This is a genomic window from Wolbachia endosymbiont of Drosophila mauritiana, assembly GCF_004795975.1.
Lineage (GTDB): Bacteria > Pseudomonadota > Alphaproteobacteria > Rickettsiales > Anaplasmataceae > Wolbachia.
Window position 1 is genome coordinate 340,008 of record NZ_CP034335.1, and the last position, 16,440, is coordinate 356,447.

Genomic DNA, 16,440 nt, shown 5'->3' on the forward strand with positions numbered 1-16,440 from the left:
TTATTTTGATCAAAAAAAATCTTATGTATAAGACTTTAATCATATGCTTTTTTCTTCTGACTTGCCCCTTTACGCAGTTATATGCGAATGATCTGGAACACACTGAAACTGAACTATATGAGGAGGCAGTTAAGCTTTATGATCAGAAAAAATATAAGCAAGCTATTAGAGCATTTAAAAAGATAGAGGATTTGTATCCTTTATCTTATTGGGCAATGAAAGCAAAATTATTATCTGGAGTTTCTTACTATAATATGGGTAACTACAGCAGTGCTGCAGGTGATATGGATGATTATATATACGTTTATTCAAATGGTGAAGATTTGCCATATGTATATTACTTAAGAGTATTATCTTATTACATGCAAATTAACAAAGTGCAGCTTGGGCAACAAATTGCATATAAAATTTTAGAGCTAGCTACTGAATATATTAATCTTTTTCCGAATAGCGAATATATAGAAGAGATCAAAGAAAAAGAAAAATTAATCACAGAACATATATCAAGAAAAGAGTATTCTATTGGTGAATTTTACCTAAAGCGTGGTGAATATTTAGCAGCAATTAAGCGTTTTCAAAATATGGTAAGCGATAAAGATTCTAAGTATTCTTCTAGAGTTATTAGTTATTTAATAACAGCTCACTTAGCTCTTGGCCTTGACTTAGAAGCTGAGCAGTATGAAAATATGTTAGCAGAAGGGGTGAATTAGTTTTCTTATGGCTGGTCATTCACAGTTTTCAAATATAAAACATCGAAAAGGTGCTCAGGATGCAAAGCGCTCGCAAAAATTTACGAAGCTCATTAGGGAAATAACAGTTGCTGCAAAACAAGGGCTGCCTGATCCAGAACTCAATCCACGTCTTCGCTCTGCTATATTTGCTGCGCGAAAGGAAAATCTACCAAAAGATAAAATAGAAACAGCAATAAAAAATGCAGCTGGTAACGTTGCTGGAGAAAGTTATGAAGAAATACAATATGAAGGCTGCGGACCTTTTGGTGCTGCACTTATTGTCCATGCTCTGACAAATAATCGCAACCGAACTGCTTCTGAGATACGTTATATCTTTTCTCGCAAAGGCGGTAATTTGGGAGAAACAGGATGTGTGAGTTATCTTTTCGATCATGTAGGCTTAATTGTCTATAAAGCAGAGGGTATAAATTTTGAAGATTTATTTAACTATGGAATTGCATTAGAAGTATTGAATGTTGAGGAAAATAACAAAGAAGAATTATATGTTATAACTTGTGAAGTAAAAGACTTTGGTAAAGTACGTGACGCTTTCTATACAAAATTTGGAGAACCAGAACTTGCTCGTCTTTCATGGCAACCAAAGGACCTGATTGAAGTTAGCGACAAAGAATTAATTGATAAATTATCTACATTAGTTGAAGAGCTAGAAGATAATGATGATGTGCAGTATGTTGAAGGTAATTTTATTTTTGCTGATAAACTATGAGGCTGGTAATACTTCCACTGCTTTGTATTTTACCAGCATATGCAACTGAAACATTTGCGCAGAAAGACTATTGTCATTCCAGTGCCCAGACACTGGAATCCAGCAAAATTGATTGTAAACAGCACGCTATACAACATTTTCGATTAAAAAATTGGTCAAGCACTGAAATGACACTAACCCACTCTCCAGTGTTATTCCAAGACGGGATCAGGAAAAAAAAAGCTGCTTTGGTGACAGAAAGTGATAGAAAGTTGTTATTCATATCCAGTGACATAAAATCCTCTTTTTTTGATGCAGGAGGTTTGGCGCCAGATACAATAATGAGATTAATCAGCATATATAAAGATTATGGTGTAGATTTTAAAAAAGACATTGTGCCCAAAAGCAAGTTGGAAGTTCTGTGTGAGAGTGATCAGAAGGCTGAAGAAAAAATTTTATATACTTCACTGACAACAGATAAAAAGGTCATTAGCTTGTATCATTATGAGTCACAAAACAGCAAAGAAGAGTATTTTAATAAAGAGGGGGTAAGCTTGAAGAGTAGCGAAATTTTTGTAAGTCCTTTAAACGGAGATTTTCGTATATCCTCGAATTTTGGTAATAGAAAGCATCCCATTCATGGTAAAATTGCTTTTCATAAAGGAGTAGATTATGCAGCTAAACTTGGCACTCCTATACACGCCACTGCAGAAGGTGTAATAGAATATATAGGAAAGAATGGTGGCTATGGGAATTACATCAAAATAAAGCACAACAATAAATATTCAACTTGTTACGCACATATAAGCAAATTTAGTAGCGATATAAAGTTAGGCTCTAAAGTAAAGCAGGGACAAATCATTGCTTATGTTGGCAGCACTGGTGTTGCAACAGGACCTCATTTACATTATGAAGTTATATATAATGGTAAACATATTGATCCGCTTACGATAGCTCATGGCAATGAGATAAAGTTGCCTGATCGTGAATTAAGAGAGTTTAAATTATTTGTAAGTAAGGTAGATGAAATAATCGGCAGAGAGGGTGCAAGTGAAAAAGCAATCTGATGAAGACAGTACAGATAAAAATACAATAAATGATAGAAATCTAAGTAAAATTCGGGCTTTTCCTGTACTAATAGCGCTAGGGTTAATTTTATTGGTACTTTTTGTGTATGACAGCACAATTGCACTTGGAGTTGCTGCTGTTTCAATTTTAACTTTTCTTCAGTCACTTTTTGTTAATGACCCTAATGAAGCAAGAGTGATAGAGTTTTTTGGTCATTATATTGGAACTTATTTTAAATCTGGAATATGCGTAACGCTTCCATTTTCGAGTAAATATAGAGTTTCTCTGAAATTTCAGAATATTAACACAGAAAAAATCAAAGTTAATGATGCAAATGGAAGTCCAATAGAGATTTCAGTAGTGATTGTTTGGAGAGTTAGCAGCCCTGCAAAGGCATATTATAATGTTAATAATTATCATGATTTTGTTTTTGTGCAAAGTGACTCGGTAATTAGAGAACTGGCAAGTAATTATCCTTATGATAGCGAAAACGATGAGGAATCTTTGCGTAAAAATTCTGATAAAATTTCAGATGAATTGCGGTTAATGTTACAACAAAGATTGAATATTGCTGGAATTGAAATTGCAGAAGCAAGAATATCGCATTTGGCGTATTCATCTGAGATTGCACAAGCAATGCTAAGGCGTCAACAAGCGCATGCCATCACCTCTGCAAGAAAGCATATAGTGCAAAATGCAATAGGAATTATCGAGGAAGTAATAGCTCATTTTGAAAAAAATAAAAGCTTACAATTGGATGGAAAACAAAAGGTTCAATTGATAAACAATTTGCTAGTTGCTCTGATCTCTGAGCAAGATGCACAGCCGACTATTAGTTTGAATAATAATTAGCACAGAAGCCGATAGGGTTTCATGAATGCAAGTCACTGTTAATTTCTTGATTAATAGACTAAATGGTGTTATAAATTACACGCATTAGGGGTGCTCTAAAAAAGCTGAGAGTACATAAAGTACAACCCTTTGAACCTGACTCTTGTTAAACACAAACGTAGGAAAATGTATGTATGTCAATATTGAAGAATGCTTTGGCTTCATCGCGTTCGTTACATCTCTCATTGGGTTATTGCCTCAAGTATATAAAGCATATATCACAAAACTTACTCGTGACGTATCGATGCTAATGTTGGTGAGTTATCTTATTTGTTCATCATCTTGGCTTATTTACGGTATTTGTCAGGGTTTAACTTTTGTGATACTCAGTAATATTGCTGGATTAGTGATCAGTATAATATCAATTGTTCAAAAATGTTACTACGATGCAAAAACTGCACGGAGCGTTTTATAACCATATGCTACATTGTAGCGTGGAGCAAGAATATTGCTCTATTGTAGTGCTAAATGGAGAAATACCTGATTCATCATTTTTTAAACAAGATATACCTGTTATTGCTGTAGATGGAGGAGCAAACAAGCTTCTATCAATTGGCGTGAAACCTGATCTTGTAATAGGAGATTTGGATAGTATAAATCCGAATTTACGTGCTAATTTAAATACAGTATATCTACCTGATCAAGATTATTGCGACTTTTCTAAAGCAATGGCTCACTTAAAAACAGTAAAGTTATTGCCATCAATAGTAACGGGTATTACTGGAGGAGCAATTGATCATATACTACAAAATATCAACATTTTTTCAAGTACAGATAGTATCTTTTATATGCCTTCGCCTTCCATGGTGGGGTACGCCTTACAAAAGGGTATTACCTATTTTTCCTCTTTGCTAAAAAATACTAAAATGTCCTTACTTGGTATACCGAAAGCTCAAATATCAACTAAAGGATTAAAATGGGAACTGTGCCTTAGTAACCTTGCTTTTCCAGGAAAGAATTCTTGCTTTAATCGAAGTTTAGGCAATGAGTTATCTATAGAAATACACAGCGGCGTGTGTTTAGCAATGATATATTTAGAAGCAGCAAATGATGATGGTGTGTATTGAGTTAAAACATTAAGAAAAAAAAAGTAGAAAAACCGTGTTAACACTAATTCTAAAAACTACAGGCGCCTGTTATTAGCTAAAGTAAAGGTCAAATATCTGGAATTCTGGACATAAAATCCTCCTGTATAAAAAAGATTCAGAATGTACACACAACAGATGTAGCTGAATTTTTATTGAAAAATTGGTTAAAAGGTCTGCAGACCGAGATAGATTTTGAGCTCTCTAAATATCTCTACCATCATTATAATGGCATCTTGAGTATGCGGAAGCAATTTTTTCATTAAAATAAAAAATTTTATTCTACAGCGAATAAAAAGGAGTTTGCTAATTTTCATACTGATCGGATTTCACTACTCAAACCTAGAAACTTTAATGTATCAAGGTATCTGTTCAGGGGAATGTGCAAGCCAATTCTCCCTTTTTTGTCATTCAAGTAGTCTTTTCTTGTCATTCAGGTAGCTCCTTATTGTCATCCCAGTGCTTGACACTGGGATCCACTCTTTCGTAATCTCATCAATAAAAACTTAGGATTACTTTTGTACCCAAAATTTCTGGATCCCAGTGTCAAGCACTGGGATGACATTGCCTTGAATGGGAATCGTTTCGTAATACACCAAAGGTTGTGCACCAAAAGAGCGTCATTCCAGTCTGGAATCCATTATACTCCGTAAATTTAATTGGTTTCATGACATCAACTTTTGCATTCCAGTTATGCAAGAAATCTATTATATAATATTATTGTCACCCTCTTGATAGTTTTTTAGCTCCTCTCCTCCTGAGTTACTTGGTGATTCCTGCATAGTTGTTTGGTCAGGTTTGGTTGATGATTCATCTCCTACTGAATTGCTCAATGGTTCTTGCCCAGTTGTTTGATCAGATCCAAACAACCATGAAAAAAAGCCACCAAAAAATGATCCTATTAAAGAAAAGGGCTTCATAATTATATTAAGCAAATTATCAAAAAAAGAGCTAGGGTGTTCTTCACTTGTTGATGATTCACTTCGTGGATTAACACCATTTTTTGTCAGTGCTATGTCAATAGAATGTCCATTATCAGCATCTTCAATTTGTACATCACTGATTTCTTCTGCAATGAGTTCCTGTGATTCTTCCTTTTGTTCTTGTAAACTTGGTTGGACATTACCTTCTTGTCCAGCATCTTTCTCTTGATCTCCTTCACTATCTGTCGATACTGAACTGTCATCAGTTTTTTCTGCGGCTTTTTTTAATAGAGCTTTTATTTCTTCTGTTTTAGCTAAATCAAAAGGAGTTTTTTCATCCTTGTCTTTTACATTGATATCGATTCCGTCTACTGCTAATAGAATTTTTACTATTTCTATATGACCATTTTTAGCAGCATAATGTAAAGGGGTCTCTCCATAATTATCTTTTATATTAACACTCGCTTTTTTGCCTAATAGAGTGTTTAATATCTCTATATGACCTCTTTCAGCAGCCCAATGTAAAGTAGTCTTTCCAAAACTATCTTTTTCTGAAACACTAATTTGTTCTGCTGTTAGTAGCGCTTTTACTATACCTTCACGACCATTTGCAGCAGCAAAATATAGTGCTGAAAAATACCTATCAACGTCGACTTGTTCTGCTGTTAGTAGCGCTTTTACTATACCTTCATAACCATTTTCAGCAGCCAAGCCTAGTTCCTCAGAAAGTGTTTTAATATCTATTCCTTTTGTTCTTAATAATACTTTTACTACGCCTTCATGGCCATTTCTAGCAGCAAAACGTAATGCTTCAGGATACATGCTAATATCGATTTTTCTGCTGTTAATAACACTTCTACTAAACTTTCATGACCATTTTGAGCAGCCAGCCATAAAGAAGTCATTCCACTAAAACTTTCTACTCCATTAACATCTGCTCCTCTCTTCAATAAAATTTCTACTACATCTTCATGTCCTTCCATAGCAGCAAAGAGTAGAGGAGTTATGTCTAGAAATGCTACTGAATTAACATTTGCTCCTTTCTTTAATAGAATTTCTACTATCTCTTTATGGCCTTTTTCAGCAGCCCAGTGTAAAGGAGTCTTTTCATAAACGTCTTTTGCATTAATATCTGCCCCTTCGTTTATTAGATGCTTTACTTCATCAATATCACCTCTTTCAGCAGCATTAAGTAAAGCAGCATCTATATCTCTGATTGAATAATCCATTTAACACTTCTCTATAAAATTGCATTACTATAGTAAGGTAATTAATAATTCATGAAATCTGGGTTGTAGAAATAATGATTATCCTTCGTGTTTTTCAGTGTATTTGAGTAAGCTATATACAAAAACTGCAACTGTAGAACATGCAACCGTTAACAGTAAATTTGGTAAAATGCCATAAGAAAAGAATTTTCCTACTATGTATATTCCAATAGCTCCAAACATCATATTGCAGAATGAGAGGACTGCACTGCCAAGTCCTATGCTTTTGACCGTTTCTAAAGCAGAAGTCACATTATTGCTGATTACGAGTGCAAGGCCAATATTGCTTGGAATCCAAATAACTTGAAGAATAAGTACGCTCAACTTGTTTATGAAATAAAAATATACCAAAAAACCATCGGATATTATTGGTAGTACCAAACCTATTATTAGCATCTTGCTAACCCCTATTTTTGGTACGTACCTTCTGTTAATTAAAGTTCCAATTATGTAAAATATAACTATGATTGATATAAGATAGCCAAAATATTGTACTTCAACGCCCATTGATTCAAATATGAACGGGTAGTTAGCAATGTATGCCCAAAGCCACATGAAAGTTAGTCCATGAATGGTTGAAAATCCAAGGAAACGATAATTCTTAAATATTAATATATACTGCTTGAAGATATTAATACTGGCTTTACTTTTATTTACAGTCAGCGTTTCTTGCAGCTTCAAGTAAATAAAAATGAGCATAATAATTGCGGCAAGTGATATGATAAAAAACAAAAACTTCCAACTATAACCATGTGAAATTATATAACTGCCTACCACTGGAGCTATTCCAGGTGAAAGTGCTACTACCATATTTAACTTTGAGATTACTCTTGAGTATTCACTACCTGAGTACATATCCCTGATTGCCGCATATCCGACAACGCCTGCAACACCAGCTCCAGCTCCTTGTATAAAACGGATTAATATTAAAAGTATAATATTATCAGCTATGCAACATACAATACTTGCCAAAGTAAAAATTGTCATACCAATAAGCATTATTAGGCGCCTACCATAATAGTCTGACAATGGGCCATAAATTAATCCAGATACTGCAACTCCTAATAAATTTAAACTGATCGTAAGCTGCGCTATATTACCTTTCACCTTAAAATAGTTGGCAATACTTGGCAATGCAACTGAGTATAAGTCTGTTGCCATATCAACAACTGCTACAGATAATATCATAATAAGAGAGATGATATTTTGTGAAAAAGCTGTCGACACTAATGATTTACTGGATTAAATATGTTTAATTGTAGTATATTTTTCTCATTAGTATATTAATTTAATTGCTAAAGTTTAAAATAATTATGTAAGCAATCTCTATATAAAATATGGATAAATCACAACTAGTTAAAGAGGTTTTCGATTCTGTAGCAAATCGCTACGACATTATGAATGATATAATGAGCCTTGGAATGCACAGGCTATGGAAAGAGAAGATGGTAAGTAGTGTGCATTTTAAAAAGAACTCCAAGGTTTTGGATATTGCTGGAGGAACCGGAGATATAGCTATAAGAATAGCAAGAGGGGAGCCAAGTGCTCAAGTTACAGTATGTGATATAAATCAAAACATGCTGGACAAAGGGCGTGATAAAGCTATAAATTCAAATCAGCTAAATTTCAATTGGGTATGTGCAAATGCAGAGAGTTTACCATTTGAAGATTCCGAATTTGATTATTATACAGTAGCTTTTGGTATTCGAAACTTTTCCGACCGTAAGAAGGCTTTAAGTGAAGCATATAGGGTACTAAAGCCAAATGGACAATTTGTCTGCTTGGAATTTGCCCCTATGCATTATCAAAATGAGATATTCACCGAATTTTATGACTTATACTCATTTAAAGTAATTCCTAAAATTGGTAGCATAGTTGCTAAAGATAAGGGTTCTTATGAATATTTAGTGAAAAGTATCAGAGAATTTCCAACTCAAACTAATTTTAAAATGGAAATTGAAGAGATAGGCTTTAAGAATGTTGAGTTCTATAATATGAGCTATGGAATAGTAGCATTGCATATTGGAACAAAATGAATATTAAACTCTGGTCTATTCAGTAGTTTTTTTGCTAACTTTCTGTAATTTCGCAGCGTTTTTCCTTCAGTAGAAATCAAGCTAAAGTTTCTTGAACGTATTGCTCTAACGAAGTACACTGTAAACTAATATTGTAACTTTTTCCTGAAGCTAAATACTTAACTTTAAAATAAAATGCGATCTAACATTAAGCAGCTATTTTACTATATAAAACCTAGTCTACATTATTTTAGCATAGCTTTTATTGCAGTTCTATTTTCAGCTTTAACGATTCTTCTTTTTGGTAGGGGCTTAAGCAACATAATTGATTCTGGCGCAGAGCATAACTTTACTACCAAGCTCGTAGTTGCAATACTGATAGTTTTAGGCATTTCTTTCACTGCATTTATTCGGTTATATTTCATTGGCATTGGCAGCGAAAAAGTTGTCGCAAGAATCAGATATGACTTATATAGCAGTATTACTGATTTACAACCAAGTTTCTTTGAGAATATAGGTGTGCAAGATGTTATCTCAGCATTAATTACTGATACCTCTGCATTGCAATCGATAATAAACAGCAGCTTATTGACAATATTGAGGAATGCAGTGGTACTAACTGGTAGTGTTGCAATGCTGTTATACACAAATCTACATTTAACCGCATATGCAGCTGCAATAATACCCATACTGCTCATTATCATGACTTCACTTGGAAAAAAAGTTCGCAATTATGCACGCTTTGCTCAGGATAAATTAAGTGAGCTTGCATCATTTAGTGAGGAAAATTTTAGATCTATAGTAACCATTAAATCATTTGTACTAGAAGAAAATGAAAAAATTCGTTTTCAGAAACATCTAAACTCAGTATCAAAATCATACGTAAAATTAGTACTCTTGCGTGCTATTTTAGTAACTCTAGTTATCACGTGTGTGATAGGTTCGCTAGTTATTTTGCTTTTTTTTGGAATAAAAGAAGTCTTAAGCAATAATATAACTATTGGAGAACTCTCCTCATTTGTGTTTTATTCAGCGCTTGCGGCAGGAGCTGTCAACAATTTGAGCGATAACGTCAGTGACCTACAACGAGGTCTTGGAATTGTAGAGCGTTTGTTTGAGTTTACGAACATGAAAAGCTCTATAGTAAATGGCGAAAATCCTATAAGAATTGATAGTATTCAAAAAGAAATTGCGTTTAACGATGTAACATTTTTTTATGCTGATAAGCCAGCATTAAATAACGTATCATTTTCTATAGAGGCAGGCCAATCAGTATCAATTGTTGGACCATCTGGCAGTGGCAAGAGCACCATTTTAAAGCTTTTGCTCCGTTTTCACGATCCAAGTGAAGGCAGTATTACTATCGATGGACAGAATATTAAGACAATTGCGCTAAATGACCTAAGATCGCTGTTTGGCTTAGTACCACAAGATCACATGATATTTTCTTGCTCAATAATGGAAAATATACTATATGGCAAACCGGGTGCTGAATATGAGGAAGTCAGGCGAGCTGCTATCAGCGCTTATGCGATGGAATTTATTGATAAGCTACCGGATAAATTTGATACATTTGTAGGAAAAAGAGGACTGAAACTTTCTGAAGGACAAAAACAACGCATCATAATAGCAAGAGCAATACTTAAAAACCCTCAGGTTTTAATACTTGATGAAGCAACTTCCGCCCTCGACTATAAAAGTGAAAGCCTCGTGCAAAAAGCACTTAGCAAGTTGATGCAAAACAGAACAACAATCATAATTACACACAGACTGTCAACTGCACTCAAAACTGACAAGATTATAGTGATTAATCACGGAAAAGTAGAAGAAGTAGGAACTCATGACTCTCTAATGAGTAAAGATGGGCTGTATGCAAAATTGGTGAAGATATAGTAGAAGTTGAAAGAAAATTTGAGTCATACTAGATTTGGTATCTAGATTATTATTTTATTAATTATTTTAGCTTATAATAATATCATAGTATTTTTTAAAGGATCGTTATGTTTTATAATAGTCTACCAAAACTACAATCTATGGTTAGTAGTTTGCCAGTACCAGGCTTACAAGCACCGTTATCAAGTATGGCTTATAATTTACCAATAGCTTTACAAGTACCAGTATCGAATTGTGCACAATCTTGTCCACCTACATTTGTACCTTGTGCTACTAATTCGTGCCATAATCATTTTAACTCATATAATAGCCATTATGACATATATAATAATCCTTATTGTGAAACATTTGATTATTTTTGCTAAGTGATTAGATTTAAATCACTAACAAACGTACGTTCTTTCACTCTTGCTATACGTACTTCCAATAGCACATGGGAAACCATGTGCTTTACATTTTGCTTAAAAATATAATATAAAGAGATGCTTGCTTGTCATTCGCAGTGGCTATAGCAATTCTACCAAAATTAACACAACTAATTTAGCTACTGACAGCTTTTTCTTGAAATCTTAGCATTATTTTGCTGTGGCAAAGCTTTTTAGTTTCAATATCTCCTATGTTAAAGTCGTATTTTAAATGTATTGTATTTGTATATGCTAATTTTAACCTTAAAGTTATGAAATCGTTAACTTTTGTATCTTATAATAGTAAGATAATTATTTTTTAAGGATTTTTATGACTTACAATTTTTCCTCATTTCCACGTGTTGGTTCATGTATTCCTCCTCGCACAGCTTGCACAACTGATACACGGTACCATCATAATTTTGATCCACGTTATCATAACCACTTTAACCTACATCCCCATGACCACTTTGATCCGTGTTGTAATGGACTTGAATTAGGTATACATCTTCCTGATGTAAAAATACCTCCTTGTCCTGATGTAAAATGTTTTGACCCTTGCCCTGAGGTAAAAATACCTCCTTGTCCAGAACCTAAAAAACCAATTGACTTTTCAACTCTTTCATTAGTAATTAATGCAATTACTGGAGATATTGAAAATGCCGTGACTAAGAAATCTAGTGGTTTAAAGTTTGCAGAATGTAAAATAATTATTGATAAAAATGACAACAATCTTGAAATTAGTCCGGACAATCGTATCAAAGGACAGTGTGATAGTAATCCTGAATGCAAAGCTTGTGTGGAGGCGATAAATTCTTCTATAATAGATGCGCGCACAGAATTAGCATTTTCTCCTGAACAAATGTCAGTACCAGAAAGTATGGTTTATATTATGTAAAAGCAATGAAAGTGTATACATTGTTAGTATACACTTCTATTTTATGTTAACTTTTTAGTAACCTTTATTTATTAATGGAGCAATTTTATGTTAAAGAATACTTTCCCTTATTCAAATCATAGGCATGTAAGTCATATATGTCAACCGCCACATATGTTGAAAATTAATTTACATACAAGCCTAGATGATGGTAAAGACCCTAAGTCCGAGATTAATGACAAGACTAAGAATGAACTGAAAGAAAAGATTAAAAATGAACTAGAGAAAGATCTTAAGTTTGAGATTGGCGATAAGACTAAGAATGAACTGAAAGAAAAGATTAAAAATGAACTAGAGAAAGATCTTAATTGTGAGATTGATGATAAGACTAAGGAGGAAATGAAAAATAAAATAAAAGACGAAATAAAGGATGAGATAGATTGTGAATGTGATAAGGATGCAATAAAGAAGGAGATAGGTAAAATAAGGAAAGAATTTATTACAGATCCTGTAGTTGAGGAAGTCAAAATTAATATTGATAAAGAACGTCATCTTGAAGATGAGATTGTTGTTATGCCTAAAGTAATCACTCCAGAACACGCTATGATTAACAAATGCGGAGCTTACTCTGGCTATTATAAATACTCTCCTGAGAATCAGGTAGGTCATTATGCTTTTAATACATCAGATGTACTAAAGAAACTGTATCCTGAGATGTTTGATAACCCTAAAATTATGGAACACATAAAATCAGGTGCAAATGATCCATATTCAGCACATAATTTTAAGTTTGCTTTTTCAGATGATATTAACTATGCGTGGGGTAGCCCTAGTAACATGTGGTGTAAAAAGTGTACAGAACTTCCCAATGACTCTGTTTGCAAGAATGACGGAGATACTAAAAGTATTTGTTATTCTGCAAAAAGCGGTTACGACAATAAAGAATATAGCAAAAACTTCTTTAATGAAGAATGTCCTAACCTTATTAGTAACCCTATTCAAATGGGATCAAAAGAACAAAATGTACTTATGAAGCAGGGTGCGCCGCTGTTACTTGTTAATTACAGAACAGGAAAGATAATAAATAAAGATGGTGAAGAAACTGATCAGAATTATCTTATATGTCAGGGTTGCCTTAAAGATGATGGTAAACCTAAATCGATAGGGGATTGTGGTAATGGTGAAGTCTGCAAGAAGTGCATTAACACACTGAACGAATGCATTTGGGATGCTAAAGATAAAGCGATTATATTAAAAATTCCTGCGTTTAATGAAAATATGATCGAGTCCAATATTGCAACAGGTATGTATGGAAGTGAGAACAATAACGCTTCTTATTATACTAGCAATAGCGACTTAATATAAACTATAACTTTTCTGGGTCTTCCGACCCAGAAAAGGTCGCCTTACACCAAACAAAGAGTAGAGATAAGATAAACCTTCAATTAACCCCACTTGTCCGCTATACTGCTATAGATTTTATAACAGTATAGTGAATGAGCATTTTTAAGCGGATTTTTTCTCTAATTTCTGGCAAATTAGGTGAATTAAAGCAAACGGGTGTTATAAGCACAAGTGCAGAAAATTTTATCGTAGAGCCTCCAAGCAATAGAGCACATGGTGATATCTATACAAATGTTGCTATGGTGCTTGCAAAACATGAAAAGAAGAATCCCATTGAAATCGCAGAAGTTTTAGCTAAAGAGTTTGAGCTTTTTGATCCAGTTGCAAAAGTGGAAATAGCGGGCCCTGGGTTCATCAACATGCACTTTAAAATAGAAGTATGGCATGGAATTTTAAAACAAATAAATGAGCTGAAAACAGAGTTTGGCACCCTAGATATAGGGAACAATCAAGCCATCAATGTTGAGTTTGTATCTGCAAATCCAACTGGGCCACTACATATTGGTCATGCAAGAGGGGCAGTATTTGGTGACGTTCTGGCAAATTTATTGAAAAAAGTTGGTTATAAAGTTACTAAGGAATACTATATTAATGATGCTGGAGCGCAGATAGATACACTAATAAAGTCAGTATATTTGCGGTATAAGGAAGCTCTGGGAGAAAAAATTAGCATCGAAAAAGGTTTATACCCAGGTGAATATTTAAAACCAATAGGGGAGGGGCTAGCTAAAAAATATGGCAAGGAGCTTAGAGAAGAGGAAGATAATCGAGTAATTAGAGAATATACTTTAAGTTCTATCTTAGAACTTATAAAGGAGGACATGAGCTTGCTTGGAGTCAATCATGATATTTTTACTTCAGAGTATGAGCTACAAAAAAATGGCAAAATCGAAGAGAGTATAAAGATATTATCTGACAAGGGTTTGGTGTATGAAGGGTACCTAGAGAAACCAAAAGGCAAAGAAAGTGAAAGTTGGACTTCCAGAAAAGAAATGTTATTTCGTTCTACAAAATTTGGCGATGATGTTGACCGCGCACTGAAAAAAGAGGATGGTAGCTGGACTTATTTTGCCTCAGATATCGCTTATCATTTCGATAAGATATCACGTGGTTTTAACAATATGATCGTAGAGCTTGGTAGTGATCACGGTGGTTATGTCAAAAGGCTAAAAGCAGTTGTCTCGGCGCTAAGTGATGATCAAGCAAAGATAGAGGTAAAACTGCATAATATTGTGAATTTTTTTGAAAATGGCAAACCTGTTAAAATGTCCAAAAGATCAGGGAACTTTCTTACAGCCAGGGATGTGGTGGAAGAGGTTGGCATGGATATCACTCGTTTTATAATGTTAACACGCAAGAATGATATGGTCTTGGACTTTGATTTTGTTAAAGTAAAAGAACAATCAAGAGACAACCCTATTTTTTACGTGCAATATGCCCATGCTCGTGCTCACTCATTAATGCGTAATGCTCCAAAAGAGCTTCCAACAGCAGATCCTTCACTTTTAAAGACTGATGGGGAGCTCTTCCTCATAAAAACCTTAGCAAAGTGGCCAGATGTGGTAGAAATATCTGCAAGGCTTTGTGAGCCACATAGAATTACTTTCTACTTACTTGAAGTTGCAGAAGCGTTTCACGTTTTATGGGGGTATGGCAAAAGTGATTTAAACATGCGGTTCATACTAGAAGATAACTTGAACCTCACCGCTGCAAGAATGTTTCTCGTCCAAGCCTTAGCGCACGTAATCGCTTCTGGGCTTTCTATTTTTAATATAGAGCCTTTGAAAGAGATGAGTTAATTTTAAGGCCAAAAATTATACAAGAGGTCTGTTAAAATCACGTATATCGATTGTCTTGAAGTCACACAATTGTTCTGTAGAGCTATGTCCTGTAATAATTACTATACCGTTCTGCTCAGAGCGTATTGAGATTAGGTTCAATACTAATTCACATGTTGTGCTATCAAGATTACAAAATGGTTCGTCTATCAGCCAAACGTTTGCATTAGAAATTAAGAGGCGAGCAAGCGCAACTCTTCTTTTCCAACCTGCAGAAAGTTCACCATATCTAATGTTAAATACAGGTTGCAACTCTAAACAATAAGCAGCTGCCATAACTAATTCTCTAGTGTTCCGTATTCTTGCCCAGAATTGTATGTTTTCACCAACTGTTGAGCTATCTTTACAAGCGTTCTTATGACCTATGTAGACCATGGAAGGTATAAAGGATTTGGGGTCATCATATATGTCTTTTCCGCAGTATCTTATATTGCCTGATACTGGTGGTAAGAGTCCAGATAAACTTCTGATTAAGCTGGTTTTGCCGCTACCATTTGGACCAGTGATTAAGATTTTTGATTTTGGCTCAGCTTTAAAATTGAGGTTTTTAAATAATACTTTGTTATTACGAGCACAGGATAGATTTTTACATTCAAGCATGGATTATCTGCCTTTTCCTTTATATTTACCCTTAGTTGAAGACTGAGCTTTTATAAATAGCTCCCAAAATCCTTTCTTATCACTTTCTTTGTGTATCAATTGTGCAAAATGTTTCATTAAACTATTACCCATCATAACCATCTTTGTCCATTTGCCTAACGGTTTTGCTATATCAACTATTTCTAGATCTTCTTTGTAAACTTGCATATTCTTTTGTTTCTCCCTTAGCATTTCCTGTTGTTTCATCAACTCTTTTTGCTTATTTTTTTGATATAATTCATTAAATCTTCTATTTTCTTCCCACTCTTCTTTGAGAACTTTTAGAGGAAATATAATTTTTCTAATATGATTTTTGTATATTTTTCTCAAAAAGAGAAATACTGCAATTACAGCAAGTAGTTCCGTACTGTATATAATGATTTGTCCGAACGGCATTTTTATACTCAGCTTATTGGCAAGCGGTATTTATAATTATACCATAACTATAGAAATTTTACAATTTTTTTCTGGATAAAGATAGTAGACTAAAAATTTCTAAAGGACAAAAGCAACGTATTTACGTACAGGCTATCAACTACTACACTCAAAACTGACAAGTGATTAATCATTGGAGAGTAGAGGAATCACGGCTCTCTAATGAATAAAGATGGACTGTGTCAAGCTGGTGAGTAAGGTGGAAATTGAATAATTGTTGGTTATCATGCTAGATCTATAATATAAGTTATAAAATTTTTAAT

At 34.1% G+C, this 16,440-nt stretch carries 16 protein-coding genes and 1 riboswitch; of the genes, 11 read left to right on the plus strand and 5 right to left on the minus strand.

Annotated features, from left to right (window positions below):
• Positions 1 to 23: 23 nt before the first annotated feature.
• The 6 genes from bamD to EJB00_RS01805 all read left to right on the plus strand — a co-directional run bounded on the left by bamD (position 24) and on the right by EJB00_RS01805 (position 4,463).
• Entirely contained in the window at positions 24 to 710 is a 687-nt protein-coding gene (bamD, locus tag EJB00_RS01780) for an outer membrane protein assembly factor BamD (protein ID WP_015588378.1), read from the plus strand.
• Positions 711 to 717: 7 nt separating this feature from the next.
• A complete protein-coding gene (locus EJB00_RS01785) occupies positions 718 to 1,458 on the plus strand; it encodes a YebC/PmpR family DNA-binding transcriptional regulator (protein ID WP_135352878.1) in 741 nt (246 codons plus the stop codon).
• Complete coding sequence (locus EJB00_RS01790) at positions 1,455 to 2,504, plus strand: M23 family metallopeptidase (RefSeq protein WP_015588380.1); 1,050 nt, start codon at positions 1,455 to 1,457, stop codon at positions 2,502 to 2,504. The genes EJB00_RS01785 and EJB00_RS01790 overlap by 4 nt, the downstream gene beginning before the upstream one ends.
• Positions 2,488 to 3,357 (plus strand): SPFH domain-containing protein, encoded by an 870-nt coding sequence (locus tag EJB00_RS01795; RefSeq protein WP_135352877.1) that lies wholly within the window; start codon positions 2,488 to 2,490, stop codon positions 3,355 to 3,357. Before EJB00_RS01790 ends, EJB00_RS01795 begins: the two co-directional genes overlap by 17 nt.
• A gap of 76 nt (positions 3,358 to 3,433) precedes the next feature.
• Positions 3,434 to 3,538: riboswitch (TPP riboswitch) on the plus strand.
• Positions 3,500 to 3,811 carry a SemiSWEET family sugar transporter gene (locus EJB00_RS01800; protein WP_225416330.1) on the plus strand — a complete coding sequence of 104 codons (312 nt, stop codon included), beginning with the start codon at positions 3,500 to 3,502 and terminating at the stop codon, positions 3,809 to 3,811. (Overlaps the previous riboswitch by 39 nt.)
• Positions 3,783 to 4,463: a thiamine diphosphokinase gene (locus EJB00_RS01805; protein ID WP_135352876.1), complete on the plus strand. Its 681-nt coding sequence runs from the start codon at positions 3,783 to 3,785 to the stop codon at positions 4,461 to 4,463. Before EJB00_RS01800 ends, EJB00_RS01805 begins: the two co-directional genes overlap by 29 nt.
• 725 nt (positions 4,464 to 5,188) lie before the next feature.
• On the opposite strand, the gene EJB00_RS01815 is transcribed toward EJB00_RS01805, so the two are convergent.
• The 3 genes from EJB00_RS01815 to EJB00_RS01825 all read right to left on the minus strand — a co-directional run bounded on the left by EJB00_RS01815 (position 5,189) and on the right by EJB00_RS01825 (position 7,860).
• Positions 5,189 to 6,226 carry an ankyrin repeat domain-containing protein gene (locus tag EJB00_RS01815; RefSeq protein WP_135352875.1) on the minus strand — a complete coding sequence of 346 codons (1,038 nt, stop codon included), beginning with the start codon at positions 6,224 to 6,226 and terminating at the stop codon, positions 5,189 to 5,191.
• On the minus strand, positions 6,175 to 6,633 hold the full coding sequence (locus tag EJB00_RS01820) for an ankyrin repeat domain-containing protein (protein WP_135352874.1): 459 nt from the start codon (positions 6,631 to 6,633) through the stop codon (positions 6,175 to 6,177). The genes EJB00_RS01815 and EJB00_RS01820 overlap by 52 nt, the downstream gene beginning before the upstream one ends.
• A gap of 78 nt (positions 6,634 to 6,711) precedes the next feature.
• Positions 6,712 to 7,860 carry a Bcr/CflA family efflux MFS transporter gene (locus tag EJB00_RS01825; RefSeq protein ID WP_135352873.1) on the minus strand — a complete coding sequence of 383 codons (1,149 nt, stop codon included), beginning with the start codon at positions 7,858 to 7,860 and terminating at the stop codon, positions 6,712 to 6,714.
• Between the two features lie 149 nt (positions 7,861 to 8,009).
• Between EJB00_RS01825 and ubiE the strand changes: the two genes are divergently transcribed.
• From ubiE to argS, 5 genes are all read left to right on the plus strand, one after another.
• Entirely contained in the window at positions 8,010 to 8,708 is a 699-nt protein-coding gene (gene ubiE, locus EJB00_RS01830; RefSeq protein WP_015588387.1) for a bifunctional demethylmenaquinone methyltransferase/2-methoxy-6-polyprenyl-1,4-benzoquinol methylase UbiE, read from the plus strand.
• A 174-nt stretch (positions 8,709 to 8,882) separates the two neighbouring features.
• Positions 8,883 to 10,580 (plus strand): ABC transporter ATP-binding protein, encoded by a 1,698-nt coding sequence (locus EJB00_RS01835; RefSeq protein ID WP_135352872.1) that lies wholly within the window; start codon positions 8,883 to 8,885, stop codon positions 10,578 to 10,580.
• Positions 10,581 to 11,315: 735 nt separating this feature from the next.
• Complete coding sequence (locus EJB00_RS01840; protein WP_135352871.1) at positions 11,316 to 11,882, plus strand: hypothetical protein; 567 nt, start codon at positions 11,316 to 11,318, stop codon at positions 11,880 to 11,882.
• 87 nt (positions 11,883 to 11,969) lie between these two features.
• Positions 11,970 to 13,226 carry a hypothetical protein gene (locus EJB00_RS06320; RefSeq protein ID WP_225416297.1) on the plus strand — a complete coding sequence of 419 codons (1,257 nt, stop codon included), beginning with the start codon at positions 11,970 to 11,972 and terminating at the stop codon, positions 13,224 to 13,226.
• Between the two features lie 131 nt (positions 13,227 to 13,357).
• A complete protein-coding gene (gene argS, locus EJB00_RS01850) occupies positions 13,358 to 15,064 on the plus strand; it encodes an arginine--tRNA ligase (protein ID WP_015588391.1) in 1,707 nt (568 codons plus the stop codon).
• A 15-nt stretch (positions 15,065 to 15,079) separates the two neighbouring features.
• On the opposite strand, the gene ccmA is transcribed toward argS, so the two are convergent.
• Both ccmA and EJB00_RS01860 read right to left on the minus strand, forming a co-directional pair.
• A complete protein-coding gene (gene ccmA / locus EJB00_RS01855) occupies positions 15,080 to 15,703 on the minus strand; it encodes a heme ABC exporter ATP-binding protein CcmA (protein WP_015588392.1) in 624 nt (207 codons plus the stop codon).
• Between the two features lie 3 nt (positions 15,704 to 15,706).
• Positions 15,707 to 16,138, minus strand: coding sequence for a hypothetical protein (locus EJB00_RS01860; RefSeq protein ID WP_015588393.1), 432 nt, complete (start codon positions 16,136 to 16,138; stop codon positions 15,707 to 15,709).
• Between the last annotated feature and the right edge of the window lie 302 nt (positions 16,139 to 16,440).

Bases quoted from the DNA above. Each gene is read 5' to 3' on its own strand.
- bamD (WP_015588378.1), top strand. From the start codon at position 24: ATGTATAAGACTTTAATCATATGCTTTTTTCTTCTGACTTGCCCCTTT.
- EJB00_RS01785 (WP_135352878.1), top strand. From the start codon at position 718: ATGGCTGGTCATTCACAGTTTTCAAATATAAAACATCGAAAAGGTGCT.
- EJB00_RS01790 (WP_015588380.1), top strand. From the start codon at position 1,455: ATGAGGCTGGTAATACTTCCACTGCTTTGTATTTTACCAGCATATGCA.
- EJB00_RS01805 (WP_135352876.1), top strand. From the start codon at position 3,783: ATGCAAAAACTGCACGGAGCGTTTTATAACCATATGCTACATTGTAGC.
- EJB00_RS01815 (WP_135352875.1), bottom strand. From the start codon at position 6,226: ATGTATCCTGAAGCATTACGTTTTGCTGCTAGAAATGGCCATGAAGGC.
- EJB00_RS01820 (WP_135352874.1), bottom strand. From the start codon at position 6,633: ATGGATTATTCAATCAGAGATATAGATGCTGCTTTACTTAATGCTGCT.
- EJB00_RS01825 (WP_135352873.1), bottom strand. From the start codon at position 7,860: ATGATATTATCTGTAGCAGTTGTTGATATGGCAACAGACTTATACTCA.
- ubiE (WP_015588387.1), top strand. From the start codon at position 8,010: ATGGATAAATCACAACTAGTTAAAGAGGTTTTCGATTCTGTAGCAAAT.
- EJB00_RS01835 (WP_135352872.1), top strand. From the start codon at position 8,883: ATGCGATCTAACATTAAGCAGCTATTTTACTATATAAAACCTAGTCTA.
- EJB00_RS01840 (WP_135352871.1), top strand. From the start codon at position 11,316: ATGACTTACAATTTTTCCTCATTTCCACGTGTTGGTTCATGTATTCCT.
- EJB00_RS06320 (WP_225416297.1), top strand. From the start codon at position 11,970: ATGTTAAAGAATACTTTCCCTTATTCAAATCATAGGCATGTAAGTCAT.
- argS (WP_015588391.1), top strand. From the start codon at position 13,358: ATGAGCATTTTTAAGCGGATTTTTTCTCTAATTTCTGGCAAATTAGGT.
- ccmA (WP_015588392.1), bottom strand. From the start codon at position 15,703: ATGCTTGAATGTAAAAATCTATCCTGTGCTCGTAATAACAAAGTATTA.
- EJB00_RS01860 (WP_015588393.1), bottom strand. From the start codon at position 16,138: ATGCCGTTCGGACAAATCATTATATACAGTACGGAACTACTTGCTGTA.